The 15,991-nt window shown below is 65.9% G+C and carries 10 protein-coding genes; all 10 read right to left on the minus strand.

Features of this window, described 5'->3' with window-relative positions; translation table 11 throughout:
• Nucleotides 1-4: 4 nt before the first annotated feature.
• A complete protein-coding gene (gene rpsJ / locus ACIQNU_RS29185; RefSeq protein ID WP_003948644.1) occupies nucleotides 5-313 on the minus strand; it encodes a 30S ribosomal protein S10 in 309 nt (102 codons plus the stop codon).
• 530 nt (nucleotides 314-843) lie between these two features.
• Complete coding sequence (tuf, locus tag ACIQNU_RS29190) at nucleotides 844-2,037, minus strand: elongation factor Tu (protein WP_401372127.1); 1,194 nt, start codon at nucleotides 2,035-2,037, stop codon at nucleotides 844-846.
• 149 nt (nucleotides 2,038-2,186) lie between these two features.
• Nucleotides 2,187-4,307, minus strand: coding sequence for an elongation factor G (gene fusA, locus ACIQNU_RS29195; RefSeq protein ID WP_401372129.1), 2,121 nt, complete (start codon nucleotides 4,305-4,307; stop codon nucleotides 2,187-2,189).
• A gap of 40 nt (nucleotides 4,308-4,347) precedes the next feature.
• On the minus strand, nucleotides 4,348-4,818 hold the full coding sequence (rpsG, locus tag ACIQNU_RS29200) for a 30S ribosomal protein S7 (protein WP_053759523.1): 471 nt from the start codon (nucleotides 4,816-4,818) through the stop codon (nucleotides 4,348-4,350).
• 2 nt (nucleotides 4,819-4,820) lie between these two features.
• Entirely contained in the window at nucleotides 4,821-5,192 is a 372-nt protein-coding gene (gene rpsL / locus ACIQNU_RS29205) for a 30S ribosomal protein S12 (protein WP_007823146.1), read from the minus strand.
• Between the two features lie 370 nt (nucleotides 5,193-5,562).
• Nucleotides 5,563-9,492, minus strand: coding sequence for a DNA-directed RNA polymerase subunit beta' (locus ACIQNU_RS29210; protein ID WP_401372132.1), 3,930 nt, complete (start codon nucleotides 9,490-9,492; stop codon nucleotides 5,563-5,565).
• A gap of 94 nt (nucleotides 9,493-9,586) precedes the next feature.
• Entirely contained in the window at nucleotides 9,587-13,072 is a 3,486-nt protein-coding gene (rpoB, locus tag ACIQNU_RS29215; protein WP_401372134.1) for a DNA-directed RNA polymerase subunit beta, read from the minus strand.
• A gap of 586 nt (nucleotides 13,073-13,658) precedes the next feature.
• Complete coding sequence (rplL, locus tag ACIQNU_RS29220; RefSeq protein WP_389880067.1) at nucleotides 13,659-14,042, minus strand: 50S ribosomal protein L7/L12; 384 nt, start codon at nucleotides 14,040-14,042, stop codon at nucleotides 13,659-13,661.
• 111 nt (nucleotides 14,043-14,153) lie between these two features.
• Nucleotides 14,154-14,684, minus strand: coding sequence for a 50S ribosomal protein L10 (gene rplJ, locus ACIQNU_RS29225; RefSeq protein ID WP_401372136.1), 531 nt, complete (start codon nucleotides 14,682-14,684; stop codon nucleotides 14,154-14,156).
• A 310-nt stretch (nucleotides 14,685-14,994) separates the two neighbouring features.
• On the minus strand, nucleotides 14,995-15,915 hold the full coding sequence (locus tag ACIQNU_RS29230) for a hypothetical protein (RefSeq protein ID WP_401372138.1): 921 nt from the start codon (nucleotides 15,913-15,915) through the stop codon (nucleotides 14,995-14,997).
• Nucleotides 15,916-15,991: the final 76 nt, after the last annotated feature.

The following is a 15,991-nucleotide window of genomic DNA, read 5'->3' on the forward strand; positions in this document are numbered from 1 at the left end:
CCCCTCAGAGCTTGATCTCGATGTCGACACCGGCCGGGAGGTCGAGTCGCATCAGAGAGTCAACGGTCTTGGGCGTCGGGTCGAGGATGTCGATCAGGCGCTTGTGCGTGCGCATCTCGAAGTGCTCGCGCGAGTCCTTGTACTTGTGCGGCGACTTGATGACGCAGTACACGTTCTTCTCAGTGGGCAGCGGCACCGGGCCCGCGACCGACGCACCAGTACGCGTCACCGTCTCGACGATCTTCTTCGCCGATGAGTCGATGACCTCGTGGTCGTAGGCCTTGAGCCGGATGCGGATCTTCTGTCCCGCCATGGCTGCTTCGTAGTCCTGTCTCTTGATGAACGCTCTGGAACCCGGGGGGCTCGTACTACCGTCTTCTCCGACCCCCGCGGTCGGGCGTGTCGCACTCCCGCTGACATGGATCTCCCGAAGGATTTCCCTGCTAGGGGATGCGATCGACGACCGCGGAACCGGGGGAAAGACACCCACCGGGCGCCTGGCCGGTACCCCGCTGACACTTCCCGGAAGATTCCCGTACGTCCGCCTCAGCGCTGCCAAGCGGCAGTTGGGGCGACGAGTACTGTGGGACTCGCTTCCGGTCCTCCCGGCGGGAGGCGCGCAGCATCGGCACTCAACCGAGCAACCCCGATAGTCTGCCATACGGGGCACAGGGCTGGCCAATCGAGCCGGAGATCGTACCCCACGCGGGGGCGCTCGAAGCAAGGACGGCGCGTGTGGGCGCATCCCGACCGCAGCACGAAGGGCCCGTACGACCGAAGTCGTACGGGCCCTCGCGGTGCTCGCAGTGAGCGACCAGGCCGAAGCCGTCGGAGTAGGAAGACCTACTTGACGATCTTGGTGACCTGGCCGGCGCCCACGGTCCGGCCACCCTCACGGATGGCGAACTTCAGGCCCTCTTCCATGGCGATGGGCTGGATGAGTTCGACCTTCATCTCAGTGTTGTCGCCCGGCATGACCATCTCGGTGCCCTCGGGGAGGGTCACGACGCCGGTCACGTCCGTGGTACGGAAGTAGAACTGCGGGCGGTAGTTGTTGAAGAAGGGGGTGTGACGGCCACCCTCGTCCTTCGACAGGATGTACGCCTGCGCCTCGAAGTCGGTGTGCGGCGTGACCGAACCCGGCTTGATGATGACCTGGCCGCGCTCGACGTCCTCGCGCTTGATGCCACGAAGCAGCAGACCGACGTTCTCACCGGCCTGACCCTCGTCGAGCAGCTTGCGGAACATCTCGATGCCGGTGACCGTGGTGGTGGTCTTCTCGGTCTTGATACCGACGATGTCGACGGTCTCGTTGACCTTCAGGACACCACGCTCGATACGGCCGGTGACGACCGTGCCACGACCGGTGATCGTGAAGACGTCCTCGATCGGCATCAGGAACGGCTTGTCGACGTCACGCTCGGGCTGCGGGATCGACTCGTCGACGGCCTTCATCAGGTCGAGGACGGTCTTGCCCCACTCCGCGTCACCCTCAAGGGCCTTGAGCGCCGAGACCTTGACGACCGGAAGGTCGTCGCCCGGGAACTCGTACTCGGAGAGCAGCTCACGAACCTCAAGCTCGACCAGCTCAAGGATCTCCTCGTCGTCCACCATGTCGGCCTTGTTCAGGGCGACGACGATGTACGGAACGCCGACCTGGCGGGCCAGGAGCACGTGCTCCTTGGTCTGCGGCATCGGACCGTCCGTGGCGGCGACCACGAGGATGGCGCCGTCCATCTGGGCAGCACCGGTGATCATGTTCTTGATGTAGTCCGCGTGACCGGGGCAGTCGACGTGGGCGTAGTGACGCGTCTCCGTCTGGTACTCGACGTGCGCGATGGAGATGGTGATACCGCGCTGGCGCTCCTCAGGAGCCTTGTCGATCTGGTCGAAGGCCGAAGCCTCGTTCAGGTCCGGGTACGCGTCGTGCAGCACCTTGGTAATGGCGGCCGTGAGGGTCGTCTTACCGTGGTCGATGTGACCGATGGTGCCGATGTTGACGTGCGGCTTAGTCCGCTCGAACTTCGCCTTCGCCACTGGGGTCCTCCTGTGGAGTGGTTCTGTACGCCTTACTCGTCGGCGCCAGGTGATCTTTGCTGGAAAGCCGGTCCGGGGGGTGCTCCGCATGGTTGCCGCGGAACACCCCGTGGGGCCCGGAGTCAAGCCTAAAGCGTGAACTCGGTGAGTTACTCGCCCTTGGCCTTCGCGATGATCTCCTCGGCGACGTTCCGGGGAACCTCGGCGTAGGAGTCGAACTGCATCGAGTAGCTCGCGCGACCCGATGTCTTGCTGCGGAGGTCGCCGACGTAGCCGAACATCTCCGACAGCGGGACCAGGCCCGTGACGAGCTTGGCACCGTGGCGGTCCTCCATGGACTGGATCTGACCGCGACGGGAGTTGATGTCACCGATGACGTCGCCCATGTAGTCCTCGGGCGTCGTCACCTCGACCTTCATCATCGGTTCGAGCAGGGCCGGTGAAGCCTTGCGCGCGGCCTCCTTGAAGGCCATCGAACCGGCGACCTTGAAGGCCATTTCGGAGGAGTCGACCTCGTGGTAGGCACCGTCGAGGAGGATGACCCGGACACCCGTGAGCGGGTAGCCGGCGAGCACGCCGAACTCCATGGCCTCCTGGCAGCCCGCGTCCACGGAGGGGATGTACTCCCTCGGGATACGGCCACCGGTGACCTTGTTGACGAACTCGTAGCCGTCGCCCTCAAGCGGCTCCAGCGCGATCTGCACCTTCGCGAACTGACCGGAACCACCGGTCTGCTTCTTGTGGGTGTAGTCGTGCCGGTCGACCGTCTTGCGGAGGGTCTCGCGGTACGCCACCTGCGGCTTGCCGACGTTGGCCTCGACCTTGAACTCGCGCTTCATGCGGTCGACCAGCACGTCCAGGTGCAGCTCGCCCATGCCCGCGATGATGGTCTGGCCCGTCTCCTCGTCCGTGTGGACCTTGAACGACGGGTCTTCCTCGGCCAGGCGCTGGATCGCGATGCCCAGCTTCTCCTGGTCGCCCTTCGACTTGGGCTCGATGGCGACCTGGATGACGGGCGCCGGGAAGTCCATCGACTCCAGGATCACCGGGTTCGCCGGGTCGCAGAGGGTCTCACCGGTGGTGGTCTGCTTCAGACCCATGACGGCGACGATGTCGCCGGCACCCACCGCTTCGATCTCCTCACGCTTGTTGGCGTGCATCCGGTAGATCTTGCCGATGCGCTCCTTCTTGCCCTTGACCGAGTTCTGGACCTGCGAACCCGACTCCAGACGGCCGGAGTACACCCGGACGAAGGTCAGCTTGCCGAGGTGCGGGTCGCTCGCGATCTTGAACGCGAGAGCGGCCAGCGGCTCGTCCTCGGACGGCTTGCGCTCGATGACCTGCTCCGGGTCGTTGACCGCGTGGCCCTCGATCGCCTCGATGTCGAGCGGCGAGGGCAGGTAGCGGACCACGGCGTCGAGCAGCGGCTGAACACCCTTGTTCTTGAACGCGGTTCCGCAGAACACGGGCGTGACGGTCGCGCTGTCACCCTTGCCGGAGGCGATGGTGATACGACGGACCGCCGCGTACAGCTGCTCCTCGGTGGGCTCCTGGCCCTCCAGGTACAGCTCCATCATGGCGTCGTCGTTCTCGGCGACGGTCTCCAGGAGCCGGCCACGCCACTCGGCGGCGGCCTCGACGTGCGTGTCGGGGATCTCCACGACGTCGTACGCCTCACCGAGCGCGGTCTCGGCCGACCACACCAGGGCCTTCATGCGGACCAGGTCCACGATGCCCTTGAAGTCGGCCTCGGCGCCGATCGGCAGCTGCATCACGATCGGGACCGCGCCGAGGCGGTCCGTGATCATGTCGACGCAGCGGTGGAACTCGGCGCCGGTCCGGTCGAGCTTGTTGACGAAGCAGATACGCGGCACGCCGTAGCGGTCCGCCTGACGCCATACCGTCTCGGACTGCGGCTCCACACCGGCGACACCGTCGAACACCGTCACAGCACCGTCGAGCACGCGCAGCGAGCGCTCCACCTCGACCGTGAAGTCGACGTGGCCCGGGGTGTCGATGATGTTGATGGTGTGATCGACGTCCTCAAGCGGCCAGTGACAGGTGGTGGCAGCGGACGTGATCGTGATGCCACGCTCCTGCTCCTGCTCCATCCAGTCCATGGTGGCAGCGCCGTCGTGGACCTCACCGATCTTGTACGAGACACCGGTGTAGTACAGGATCCGCTCGGTGGTCGTCGTCTTGCCCGCGTCGATGTGAGCCATGATCCCGATGTTGCGGACCTTGGCCAGGTCAAGTGAAGTGGTAGCCATAAGGCTCAGTCTTCTCTCGGTCTCTCGATAGGGGTTGCGACTACCAGCGGTAGTGCGCGAAGGCCTTGTTGGACTCCGCCATCTTGTGGGTGTCTTCGCGCTTCTTCACGGCCGCACCGAGACCGTTGGACGCGTCGAGCAGTTCGTTGAGCAGACGCTCGGTCATCGTCTTCTCGCGACGGGCGCGGGAGTAACCGACGAGCCAGCGCAGCGCCAGTGTGTTGGCGCGGCCGGGCTTGACCTCGACCGGCACCTGGTAGGTGGCGCCACCGACACGGCGGGACTTGACCTCAAGGGTCGGCTTGATGTTCTCCAGCGCGCGCTTCAGCGTGATGACCGGGTCGTTGCCCGACTTCTCACGCAGGCCCTCCATGGCGCCGTACACGATGCGCTCGGCGGTGGAGCGCTTGCCGTTCAGCAGCACCTTGTTGATGAGGGAGGTCACCAGAGGAGAACCGTAGACCGGGTCGATGATGACCGGGCGCTTCGGGGCGGGGCCCTTACGAGGCATTCTTACTTCTCCTTCTTGGCGCCGTAGCGGCTGCGGGCCTGCTTGCGGTTCTTGACACCTTGGGTGTCGAGCGAACCACGGATGATCTTGTAGCGAACACCCGGCAGGTCCTTCACACGGCCGCCGCGCACGAGCACGATGGAGTGCTCCTGCAAGTTGTGTCCCTCACCCGGGATGTAGGCCGTGACCTCGATGCCGGAGGTCAGACGCACACGCGCGACCTTCCGCAGCGCCGAGTTCGGCTTCTTCGGGGTGGTCGTGAACACACGCGTGCAGACGCCACGGCGCTGGGGGGAACCGTCCAGTGCGGGCGTCTTGTTCTTCTCGACCTTGTCCTGCCGGCCCTTTCGGACCAGCTGCTGGATCGTAGGCACTACTTCTCCGGTTTCTGTGTGCCGATCATGAAGCTAACCTGGAACATCGCCGACCCACGCGGTCGGGTGTGTCGAATACCGCGGACTCCCCCCGCACGAATGCGGGAAGGGCGCAGATTACGGCGGCCGATGACGGCTCCCCCCACGGCTGAGGACACGCGGGAGAGCCAGGGCACACCCCAGGCACAAGGTCTGAGCGTACCTACCGCATCCAGTCCGGTCAAAATGATATTGACGGACACTGTTTCATGGGGCGCGCCAAGCTGTTCTCAAGGGGCGCGGGGAACTGCGCACCGCCCGAAGGGCGGCCCCCCCACAAGGGGAAGACCGCCCTCCGGCTCAAGCACAGCGCAGCGACTCGCAGCGACTTCTACTGGTTGTACGGCCCGTAGTCGTAGTCCTCCAGAGGCACCGCTTGACCAGACCCCGTACCGAACGGCGAGTAGTCGATGTCGTCGTACCCGACGGCCGAGTACATCGCCGCCTTGGCTTCCTCGGTCGGCTCGACCCGAATGTTCCGGTACCGGGCAAGACCCGTACCGGCCGGGATGAGCTTACCGATGATCACGTTCTCCTTGAGGCCGATCAGGGAGTCGGACTTGGCGTTGATCGCCGCGTCCGTCAGCACCCTGGTCGTCTCCTGGAAGGACGCGGCCGACAGCCACGACTCGGTCGCCAGCGAGGCCTTGGTGATACCCATGAGCTGCGGACGGCCGGAGGCCGGGTGGCCGCCTTCCTGGACCACACGACGGTTCTCGGTCTCGAACCGCGACCGCTCGACCAGCTCGCCCGGCAGCAGCTCCGCGTCGCCGGACTCGATGATCGTCACACGGCGCAGCATCTGCCGGATGATGATCTCGATGTGCTTGTCGTGGATCGACACACCCTGCGAGTTGTAGACCTTCTGCACCTCGCCGACCAGGTGGACCTGGACGGCCCGCTGACCCAGGATGCGCAGCACGTCGTGCGGGTTGGTGGCACCCACGGTGAGCTTCTGGCCCACCTCGACGTGGTCGCCCTCGCCGACCAGGAGACGGGCACGCTTCGAGATCGGGAACGCCGTCTCGTCGCTGCCGTCGTCCGGGGTGACGACGAGCTTCTTGGTCTTCTCGGTCTCCTCGATCCGGACGCGTCCGGCGGCCTCGGAGATCGGGGCGACACCCTTCGGCGTACGGGCCTCGAACAGCTCGACGACTCGGGGCAGACCCTGGGTGATGTCGTCACCGGCCACACCACCGGTGTGGAAGGTACGCATCGTCAGCTGGGTGCCGGGCTCACCGATGGACTGGGCGGCGATGATGCCGACCGCCTCACCGATGTCGACCAGCTTGCCGGTGGCCAGCGAGCGGCCGTAGCACATGGCGCAGGTGCCGACGGCGGACTCACAGGTCAGGATCGACCTGGTCTTGACCTCCTCGACCTGGTGGTGCACGAGCTGGTCGATGAGCACGTCGCCGAGGTCCACGTTGGCCGGCGCGATCACCTTGCCGTCGATGACGACGTCCTCGGCGAGCATGCGGGCGTAGACGCTGGTCTCGACGTCGTCGGCCTTGCGGAGCGTGCCGTCGGCGCCGCGCACGGCGATCCGCAGCTTCAGACCGCGCTCGGTGCCGCAGTCCTCCTCGCGGATGATGACGTCCTGCGAGACGTCGACCAGACGACGGGTCAGGTAACCCGAGTCGGCGGTCCGCAGGGCGGTGTCCGCCAGACCCTTACGGGCACCGTGCGTGGAGATGAAGTACTCCAGGACGGAGAGACCCTCACGGAACGACGCCTTGATGGGCCGCGGGATGGTCTCGTTCTTGGCGTTGGACACCAGACCACGCATACCGGCGATCTGACGCATCTGCATCATGTTTCCGCGCGCGCCCGAGTTCACCATCATGAAGATCGGGTTCGTCTTCGGGAAGTTCTCGTTCATGGCCTCGGCGACCTCGTTCGTCGCCTTGGTCCAGATCGCGATCAGTTCCTGAGTGCGCTCGTCCTTCGTGATGAGACCGCGCTCGTACTGCTTCTGCACCTTCTCGTCCTGGGCCTCGTAGCCCTTGACGATCTCCTTCTTCGCCTCCGGGACGACGACGTCCGAGATGGCGACGGTGACGCCGGAGCGGGTGGCCCAGAAGAAGCCGGCCGCCTTCAGGTTGTCGAGCGTCGCCGCCACGATGACCTTCGGGTAGCGCTCGGCGAGGTCGTTGACGATCTCGGAGAGCTGCTTCTTGCCGACCTCGTAGTCGACGAACGGGTAGTCCTCGGGCAGCAGCTCGTTGAAGAGCGCGCGGCCCAGGGTCGTCTTCAGCCGGAAGGTGTCGCCCTGCTGCCACTCACCGGAGCCGAAGCCGTCGGTGGAGATGGCGGTGGAGCCGTCCTCGTCGACCGGCGGGGTCCAGCCGCGCGGCGGGATGGTGCCCACCGGGAAGCGGATGTCCACCCGCGACTGGAGCGACAGGTCGCCCGCGTCGAACGCCATGATCGCCTCGGCCACGGAAGCGAAGGAGCGGTCCTCGCCCTTCACGTTCCGCATCTCGCCGTCCGTGGTCAGGAAGAACAGACCGAGGACCATGTCCTGGGTCGGCATCGTGACCGGGCGGCCGTCGGCCGGCTTGAGGATGTTGTTCGAGGACAGCATCAGGATGCGCGCCTCGGCCTGCGCCTCCGCGGAGAGCGGCAGGTGTACGGCCATCTGGTCACCGTCGAAGTCCGCGTTGAACGCGGTGCAGACGAGCGGGTGGATCTGGATGGCCTTGCCCTCGACGAGCTGCGGCTCGAAGGCCTGGATACCGAGGCGGTGCAGGGTCGGCGCACGGTTCAGCAGCACCGGGTGTTCGGCGATGACCTCTTCGAGGACGTCGTACACCACGGTGCGACCGCGCTCGACCATGCGCTTGGCCGACTTGATGTTCTGCGCGTGGTTCAGGTCGACCAGGCGCTTCATCACGAACGGCTTGAACAGCTCCAGGGCCATCGCCTTCGGCAGACCGCACTGGTGCAGCTTGAGCTGCGGGCCGACGACGATGACGGAACGCGCGGAGTAGTCCACGCGCTTGCCGAGCAGGTTCTGCCGGAAGCGGCCCTGCTTGCCCTTGAGCATGTCGGACAGCGACTTCAGCGGACGGTTGCCCGGTCCGGTGACCGGACGGCCGCGGCGGCCGTTGTCGAACAGCGCGTCGACGGCCTCCTGGAGCATCCGCTTCTCGTTGTTCACGATGATCTCGGGCGCGCCGAGGTCGAGAAGCCGCTTGAGGCGGTTGTTCCGGTTGATCACACGGCGGTACAGGTCGTTCAGGTCGGAGGTCGCGAAGCGGCCACCGTCCAGCTGCACCATCGGACGCAGGTCCGGCGGGATGACCGGCACGCAGTCCAGGACCATGCCCTTGGGGCTGTTGCTGGTCTGCAGGAACGCGGAGACGACCTTGAGGCGCTTGAGCGCACGGGTCTTCTTCTGGCCCTTGCCGGTACGGATGATCTCGCGGAGGCGCTCGGCCTCCTCGTTGAGGTCGAAGGACTCCAGGCGCTTCTGCAGCGCGGCGGCGCCCATCGAGCCGTCGAAGTAGGTGCCGAAGCGGTCGCGCAGCTCGCGGTAGAGCAGCTCGTCGCCCTCCAGGTCCTGGACCTTGAGGTTCTTGAAGCGGCTCCACACCTCGTCGAGACGGTCGATCTCGCGCTGGGCGCGGTCGCGCAGCTGCTTCATCTCGCGCTCGGCGCCTTCGCGCACCTTGCGGCGTACGTCGGCCTTGGCGCCCTCGGCCTCCAGCTCGCCCAGGTCGGTTTCGAGCTTCTTGGCGCGGCCTTCGAGGTCGGCGTCGCGCCGGTTCTCGATCTGCTGACGCTCGACGGAGACATGCGCCTCCAGCGAGGGCAGGTCACGCGTACGGCGCTCGTCGTCGACGAACGTGATCATGTACGCGGCGAAGTAGATGACCTTTTCCAGGTCCTTCGGCGCGAGGTCGAGCAGGTATCCGAGGCGCGAGGGAACGCCCTTGAAGTACCAGATGTGGGTGACGGGCGCGGCCAGTTCGATGTGGCCCATCCGCTCACGGCGCACCTTGGCGCGGGTGACCTCGACGCCACAGCGCTCACAGATGATGCCCTTGAAGCGGACGCGCTTGTACTTGCCGCAGTAGCACTCCCAGTCCCGGGTCGGACCGAAGATCTTCTCGCAGAAGAGTCCGTCCTTCTCGGGCTTGAGGGTGCGGTAGTTGATGGTCTCGGGCTTCTTGACCTCGCCGTGGCTCCACTGACGGATGTCGTCAGCGGTGGCCAGACCGATCCGGAGCTCGTCGAAGAAGTTGACGTCGAGCACTATGCGTCAATCCCTCTCAGGGTTGTAAGTCTGGGGTCTGATACGGGGGTCCTGGGGCCGGCGGCCTTCGGGTGGAAGGCCGCCGGAACTCCCGTCAGACCTCTTCGACGCTGCTCGGCTCGCGCCGGGACAGGTCGATGCCAAGCTCTTCCGCAGCGCGGAAGACGTCCTCGTCGGTGTCGCGCATCTCGATGGACATGCCGTCCGAGGACAGCACCTCCACGTTGAGGCACAGGGACTGCATCTCCTTGATGAGCACCTTGAAGGACTCGGGGATGCCGGGCTCGGGAATGTTCTCGCCCTTGACGATGGCCTCGTAGACCTTCACGCGGCCGGTGACGTCGTCGGACTTGATGGTCAGCAGTTCCTGGAGGGCGTACGCGGCGCCGTATGCCTCCAGCGCCCACACCTCCATCTCACCGAAGCGCTGGCCACCGAACTGGGCCTTACCACCCAGCGGCTGCTGGGTGATCATCGAGTACGGACCGGTCGACCGGGCGTGCAGCTTGTCGTCGACCAGGTGGTGCAGCTTGAGGATGTACATGTAGCCGACGGAGATCGGCTCCGGGAACGGCTCGCCGGAGCGGCCGTCGAACATCCGCGCCTTACCGGTCGGGAGCACCATGCGCTCGCCGTCACGGTTCGGGATGGTGTGCTGGAGCAGTCCGGCCAGCTCGTCCTCGCGGGCGCCGTCGAAGACGGGCGTCGCGACGTTGGTGCCGGGGGCGACCTGGTCGGCCTCGATGGCCTGGAGGCGCTGCGCCCAGTCCTCGCCGATGCCGGAGACGTCCCAGCCACGGCTGGCGAGCCAGCCGAGGTGGATCTCCAGAACCTGTCCGGGGTTCATCCGGGACGGCACACCGAGCGGGTTGAGGATGATGTCGACGGGGGTGCCGTCCTCCAGGAACGGCATGTCCTCGATCGGCAGGATCTTCGAGATGACGCCCTTGTTGCCGTGCCGGCCGGCGAGCTTGTCACCGTCGGTGATCTTCCGCTTCTGCGCCACGTACACGCGCACCAGCTGGTTGACACCGGGGGGCAGCTCGTCGCCCTCCTCGCGGTCGAAGACGCGTACGCCGATGATCTTGCCGATCTCGCCGTGCGGCACCTTCAGCGAGGTGTCACGGACCTCACGGGCCTTCTCACCGAAGATCGCGCGCAGCAGCCGCTCCTCGGGCGTCAGCTCGGTCTCGCCCTTGGGCGTGACCTTGCCGACGAGGATGTCACCGGCGACGACCTCGGCACCGATCCGGATGATGCCGCGCTCGTCCAGGTCGGCGAGGACCTCTTCGGAGACGTTCGGGATGTCCCGGGTGATCTCCTCGGGGCCCAGCTTGGTGTCACGGGCGTCGACCTCGTGCTCCTCGATGTGGATCGAGGAGAGGACGTCGTCCTGCACGAGGCGCTGCGACAGGATGATCGCGTCCTCGTAGTTGTGGCCCTCCCACGGCATGAACGCCACGAGGAGGTTCTTGCCGAGCGCCATCTCGCCGTTCTCGGTGGCGGGACCGTCGGCGAGGACCTGGCCCTCGATGACCCGGTCGCCCTCGGAGACGACGACCTTCTGGTTGACGGAGGTGCCCTGGTTGGAGCGGGAGAACTTGGCGACGCGGTACGTGGTGTACGTGCCGTCGTCGTTGGTGACGGTGATGTAGTCGGCCGAGACCTCCTGGATCACACCGTCCTTCTCGGCCTTGATGACGTCACCGGCGTCGGTGGCACAGCGGTACTCCATGCCCGTACCGACGAGCGGCGCCTCGGCCTTGATGAGGGGCACGGCCTGCCGCATCATGTTCGCGCCCATGAGGGCACGGTTGGCGTCGTCGTGCTCCAGGAACGGGATCATGGCGGTCGCGACCGACACCATCTGGCGCGGCGAGACGTCCATGTAGTCCACGTCCGTGCCCGGCACGTAGTCGACCTCGCCGCCGCGGCGGCGGACCAGGACGCGGGCCTCCTCGAACCGGAAGTCATCGGTCAGCGGCGCGTTGGCCTGCGCGATGACGAAGCGGTCCTCCTCGTCGGCGGTCAGGTAGTCGACCTCGTCGGTGACCTGGTCGTCGACGACCTTGCGGTACGGCGTCTCGATGAAGCCGAAGGGGTTGATCCGGCCGTACGAGGCGAGCGAGCCGATCAGGCCGATGTTCGGGCCTTCGGGCGTCTCGATGGGGCACATGCGTCCGTAGTGCGAGGGGTGCACGTCACGGACCTCGAAGCCGGCCCGCTCACGGGAGAGACCACCCGGGCCGAGGGCGTTGAGACGACGCTTGTGCGTCAGGCCCGACAGCGGGTTGTTCTGGTCCATGAACTGGGACAGCTGGCTGGTGCCGAAGAACTCCTTGATGGAGGCGACGACCGGCCGGATGTTGATCAGGGTCTGCGGCGTGATCGCCTCGACGTCCTGGGTGGTCATGCGCTCGCGCACGACGCGCTCCATACGGGCGAGACCCGTACGGACCTGGTTCTGGATCAGCTCGCCGACGTTGCGGATACGGCGGTTGCCGAAGTGGTCGATGTCGTCGGTCTCGACGACGATCTCCCGGCCCGACTCGCCGACCGTCTCGGTCTCGCCGGCGTGCAGCTTGACCAGGTACTTGATGGTGGCGATGACGTCGTCGGTGGTGAGCACGCCGGCGTCCAGCGGCTCGTCCGCGCCGAGCTTCTTGTTGACCTTGTAGCGGCCGACCTTCGCCAGGTCGTAGCGCTTGGGGTTGAAGTAGAGGTTCTCCAGGAGCGTCTGCGCGGCCTCGCGCGTGGGCGGCTCGCCCGGACGCAGCTTGCGGTAGATGTCGAGCAGCGCGTCGTCCTGGCCCTGGGTGTGGTCCTTCTCCAGGGTGGCGCGGATCGACTCGTACTCGCCGAACTCCTCCAGGATCTGCTCGGTGGTGTAGCCGAGCGCCTTGAGCAGGACGGTGACGGACTGCTTGCGCTTGCGGTCGACGCGGACACCGACCATGTCGCGCTTGTCGATCTCGAACTCCAGCCAGGCACCCCGGGAGGGGATGATCTTGGCGGAGAAGATGTCCTTGTCGGAGGTCTTGTCGATGGACGAGTCGAAGTAGACACCCGGCGAGCGGACGAGCTGCGACACGACGACACGCTCGGTGCCGTTGATGACGAAGGTGCCCTTGTTGGTCATGAGCGGGAAGTCGCCCATGAAGACCGTCTGGGACTTGATCTCGCCGGTCTCGTTGTTGGTGAACTCGGCGGTGACGAAGAGCGGCGCGGCGAACGTGAAGTCGCGCTCCTTGCACTCGTCGATGGAGTTCTTCGACGGCTCGAAGCGGTGGTCGCGGAACGTCAGGGACATCGACCCGGAGAAGTCCTCGATCGGGGAGATCTCCTCGAAGATCTCCTCCAGACCGGACTTCCTGGGGACGTCCTGTCCGCTTTCCAGAGCCGCCTCGACACGAGCCTTCCACGCGTCATTGCCGAGCAGCCAGTCAAAGCTCTCGGTTTGCAGCGCAAGAAGGTTCGGAACCTCAAGGGGCTCCTTGATCTTTGCAAAGGAGATGCGCAGCGGGGCGGTGCTGGCGCCGTTGTTCGTATTCGCGGTCGAGGCAGTGCGCGAGGCGGCCAAGAGGGGGTCCTTCCGAGGGCTCGGACTCACTACGCGCGTACCGGTCCCATGAAGGGCACAGAGACAGAAATCCCAGGTCAGGGCTTCCGTAGTCGTCGATGCTCACACATGGGCATGCCCCTGGTGACGGGCAGGAGGCAGCTAACAGGCAGCGCAAAGGGTCAGTGTAGCCACTTGGCCCACTGATGTCCAGTGCGGGTTTTTCGAGACCCTCGTTGTTCTCAACACCTTGCTGCCAGTCACGCCCTCAACGCCTCGATACTGCCCTCTTCGCCGCCGATCCATGCCTCGGGATTCGGATCGTTGTGACGACGCGTCCTGAGAATTGCGCGCTGCGTGCGGTTCGTCAAGGCCCCCCAGCGCGAACCAGGTGCGGCGATCGTCACTGATCACCCGTCACTGCGAGCCGTCACCCGGGCCGCCGGAGGCACGATGAAGATCACCATACTCGTCGCGACCCGCTCCGCAAGGCAGCCCTCGCGGTGCCCCGGGGAACGCCGAAGGGCGACCACCCAGATGGGTGATCGCCCCGCGGTACGTCCGCGTTACAGGGTTCCCCGTGAGGGTGACCCGTACGCGGCCGGGATTACTTGACCTCGACGGAGGCGCCGGCGCCCTTGAGGGACTCGGCGGCCTTCTCGGCGGCGTCCTTGGCGACCTTCTCCAGGACGGCCTTGGGGGCGCCGTCCACGAGGTCCTTGGCCTCCTTGAGACCCAGGGAGGTCAGCTCACGCACGACCTTGATGACCTGGATCTTCTTCTCGCCGGCGCCGGTGAGGATGACGTCGAACTCGTCCTGCTCGGGCTCGGCCTCGACGGCGGCGGCAGCGCCGCCCGCAGCGGCAGCGGCGACCGGGGCAGCGGCGGTGACGTCGAACTTGGTCTCGAACGCCTTGACGAACTCGGAGAGCTCGATGAGGGTCATCTCTTCGAACTGCGCGAGCAGGTCGTCCTGGCTGAGCTTCGCCATGAGGGGCGATCCTTCCACTAATTCGGCTGGTGCCGGGATGTACATGTCGGCGGGCGTACGTGTGGCCCGCTGTGACCTCCGCGTCAGGCGGCGGTCAATGTGCGAGCCGAGTTACTCGGCACCGCCCTGCTCGGCCTGCTTGGCACGAAGCGCCTCCGCGGTGCGGACGAACTTCGAGGGAAGCGCCTGGAAGAGCGCGGCAGCCTGCGACTGCTTGCCCTTCATGGCGCCCGCCAGCTTGGCGAGCAGAACCTCGCGGGACTCAAGGTCCGCAAGCTTCTTGATCTCGTCGGCGGACAGCGCCTTGCCGTCAAGGACACCGCCCTTGATGACGAGGTTGGGGTTGTCCTTGGCGAAGTCACGAAGACCCTTCGCCGACACCACCGGGTCACCGGTGACGAAGGCGACCGCCGTCGGACCCGCGAACAGGTCGTCGAGCGCGTTGATCCCGGCCTCGTTGGCCGCAATCTTGGTCAGCGTGTTCTTCACCACGGCGTACTGGGCGTTCTCACCGAGCGAACGGCGCAGCTCCTTGAGCTGTGCCACGGTGAGACCGCGGTACTCGGTCAGCACGGCGGCGTTCGAGCTGCGGAACTTGTCCGTCAGCTCGGCAACCGCGGCAGCCTTGTCGGGCCTCGCCATGAGCCTCGGCCTCCTTCCGGGTGATTCGGACCGCGCGGACCCGAAGGAGGACTGGGGAAAACGAAACGCCCCGGCGCAGGCGCACGGGGCGTAGCTCGACCGGGGCGGAAATCCGTCCGGGAGCACTTCCACAGTCACCTGCGCGGGTCGTCCGCAGTTCAGCGGATCCTTCGGCCACCGCGCTCTCGGACGAGGGCACGGCGACTACCAGCGGTCTTGGGCTTCCCGGGAAGCGTACGCGACCGGATCCTTGTCAAGCAAATCCGGTCGCGCACCGGGTTCCTGTGGGATCAGCCGGGTTCCGGCGGGATCAGGAGGCGTTGTCCGCGCCCATCTCCTCCAGGCCCTTCATCATCTCCATCAGGTCGAAGGTGTCCTTCGCGGCGGGCGGGGAGACCTTCACGGCGGTGCCGTAGTCCGAGTACGTCATGGAGATGTCGACGGTGCCCTCGGCGCTGTCCATCGCGATGTCCATGCGGGCCGGGTAGTCGTCCTCGTTGACCCAGACCTCGGTGTCGTAGCCCTTGATACCGGCCTTCTCGACGTTCTTGAGCAGCTCGTCGCGCTCGCTCTTGCTGAGGACGTCGAGGGAGTCGTTGGACTCCATCATCTCGGCGACGGTCAGCTTGCCCTTGTAGTGCTGGGTCTGCTGTCCGTCGATCTTCTCGCTGCCGATGTGCTTGAGGTTGGGCGAGTCGAGGAGCATCGCGAGCTGCTGCGCGGGGTCCTGGTTGGCGCTGTCGAGGCTGCCGGTGAGCTGCTTGGCCATCGCCTCGTCACCGGCCTCGTCGGCGATGGCGTTGAGGTCCATCTTCATCCAGCGCTTGCCGTCCATGTCCTTGGCGGCTGCCGCCCCCATGTCCATGTACATGACGTTGTCCTGCCAGACCATGCGGACCTTGTCGGGCCCCTCGCCGGCGGCGAACGCCGAGCCCGACGCGGTCATGTCCATCACCGTCGGGTCCCAGCCCATCAGGCCGCTCATCTTCATGTCGCCGCCGCCGTCCACCCCGGCCGGCATCTTCATGACCATCTCGACGTGCGCGGACTTGGCCGCGGCGGTCTTCTTGTACGCGGCGGTGATCGCCTTCGTGGTCACGGCCTTCGACTGCGGCTTGTCCGCCTTGACGGCCTTGGAGCCGCCCCCCGACGTCTCGGACGAACACGCGACGGCGCCCGTACAGAGCAGCGCCGTGGCCAGCACCGCGCCCGTGACCCTTGACTTCCCCATGACCTTCATAGCCCCCCCATGTAAAGAACTGAACAACATATAACTTTACGGGCACCTTAGCGGAGAGTCACGACAG

The organism is Streptomyces sp. NPDC091292 (assembly GCF_044757265.1).
Taxonomy (GTDB): domain Bacteria; phylum Actinomycetota; class Actinomycetes; order Streptomycetales; family Streptomycetaceae; genus Streptomyces.

Bases quoted from the DNA above. Each gene is read 5' to 3' on its own strand.
- rpsJ (WP_003948644.1), bottom strand. From the start codon at position 313: ATGGCGGGACAGAAGATCCGCATCCGGCTCAAGGCCTACGACCACGAG.
- rplJ (WP_401372136.1), bottom strand. From the start codon at position 14,684: ATGGCGAGGCCCGACAAGGCTGCCGCGGTTGCCGAGCTGACGGACAAG.
- rplL (WP_389880067.1), bottom strand. From the start codon at position 14,042: ATGGCGAAGCTCAGCCAGGACGACCTGCTCGCGCAGTTCGAAGAGATG.
- rpsG (WP_053759523.1), bottom strand. From the start codon at position 4,818: ATGCCTCGTAAGGGCCCCGCCCCGAAGCGCCCGGTCATCATCGACCCG.
- fusA (WP_401372129.1), bottom strand. From the start codon at position 4,307: ATGGCTACCACTTCACTTGACCTGGCCAAGGTCCGCAACATCGGGATC.
- ACIQNU_RS29230 (WP_401372138.1), bottom strand. From the start codon at position 15,915: ATGGGGAAGTCAAGGGTCACGGGCGCGGTGCTGGCCACGGCGCTGCTC.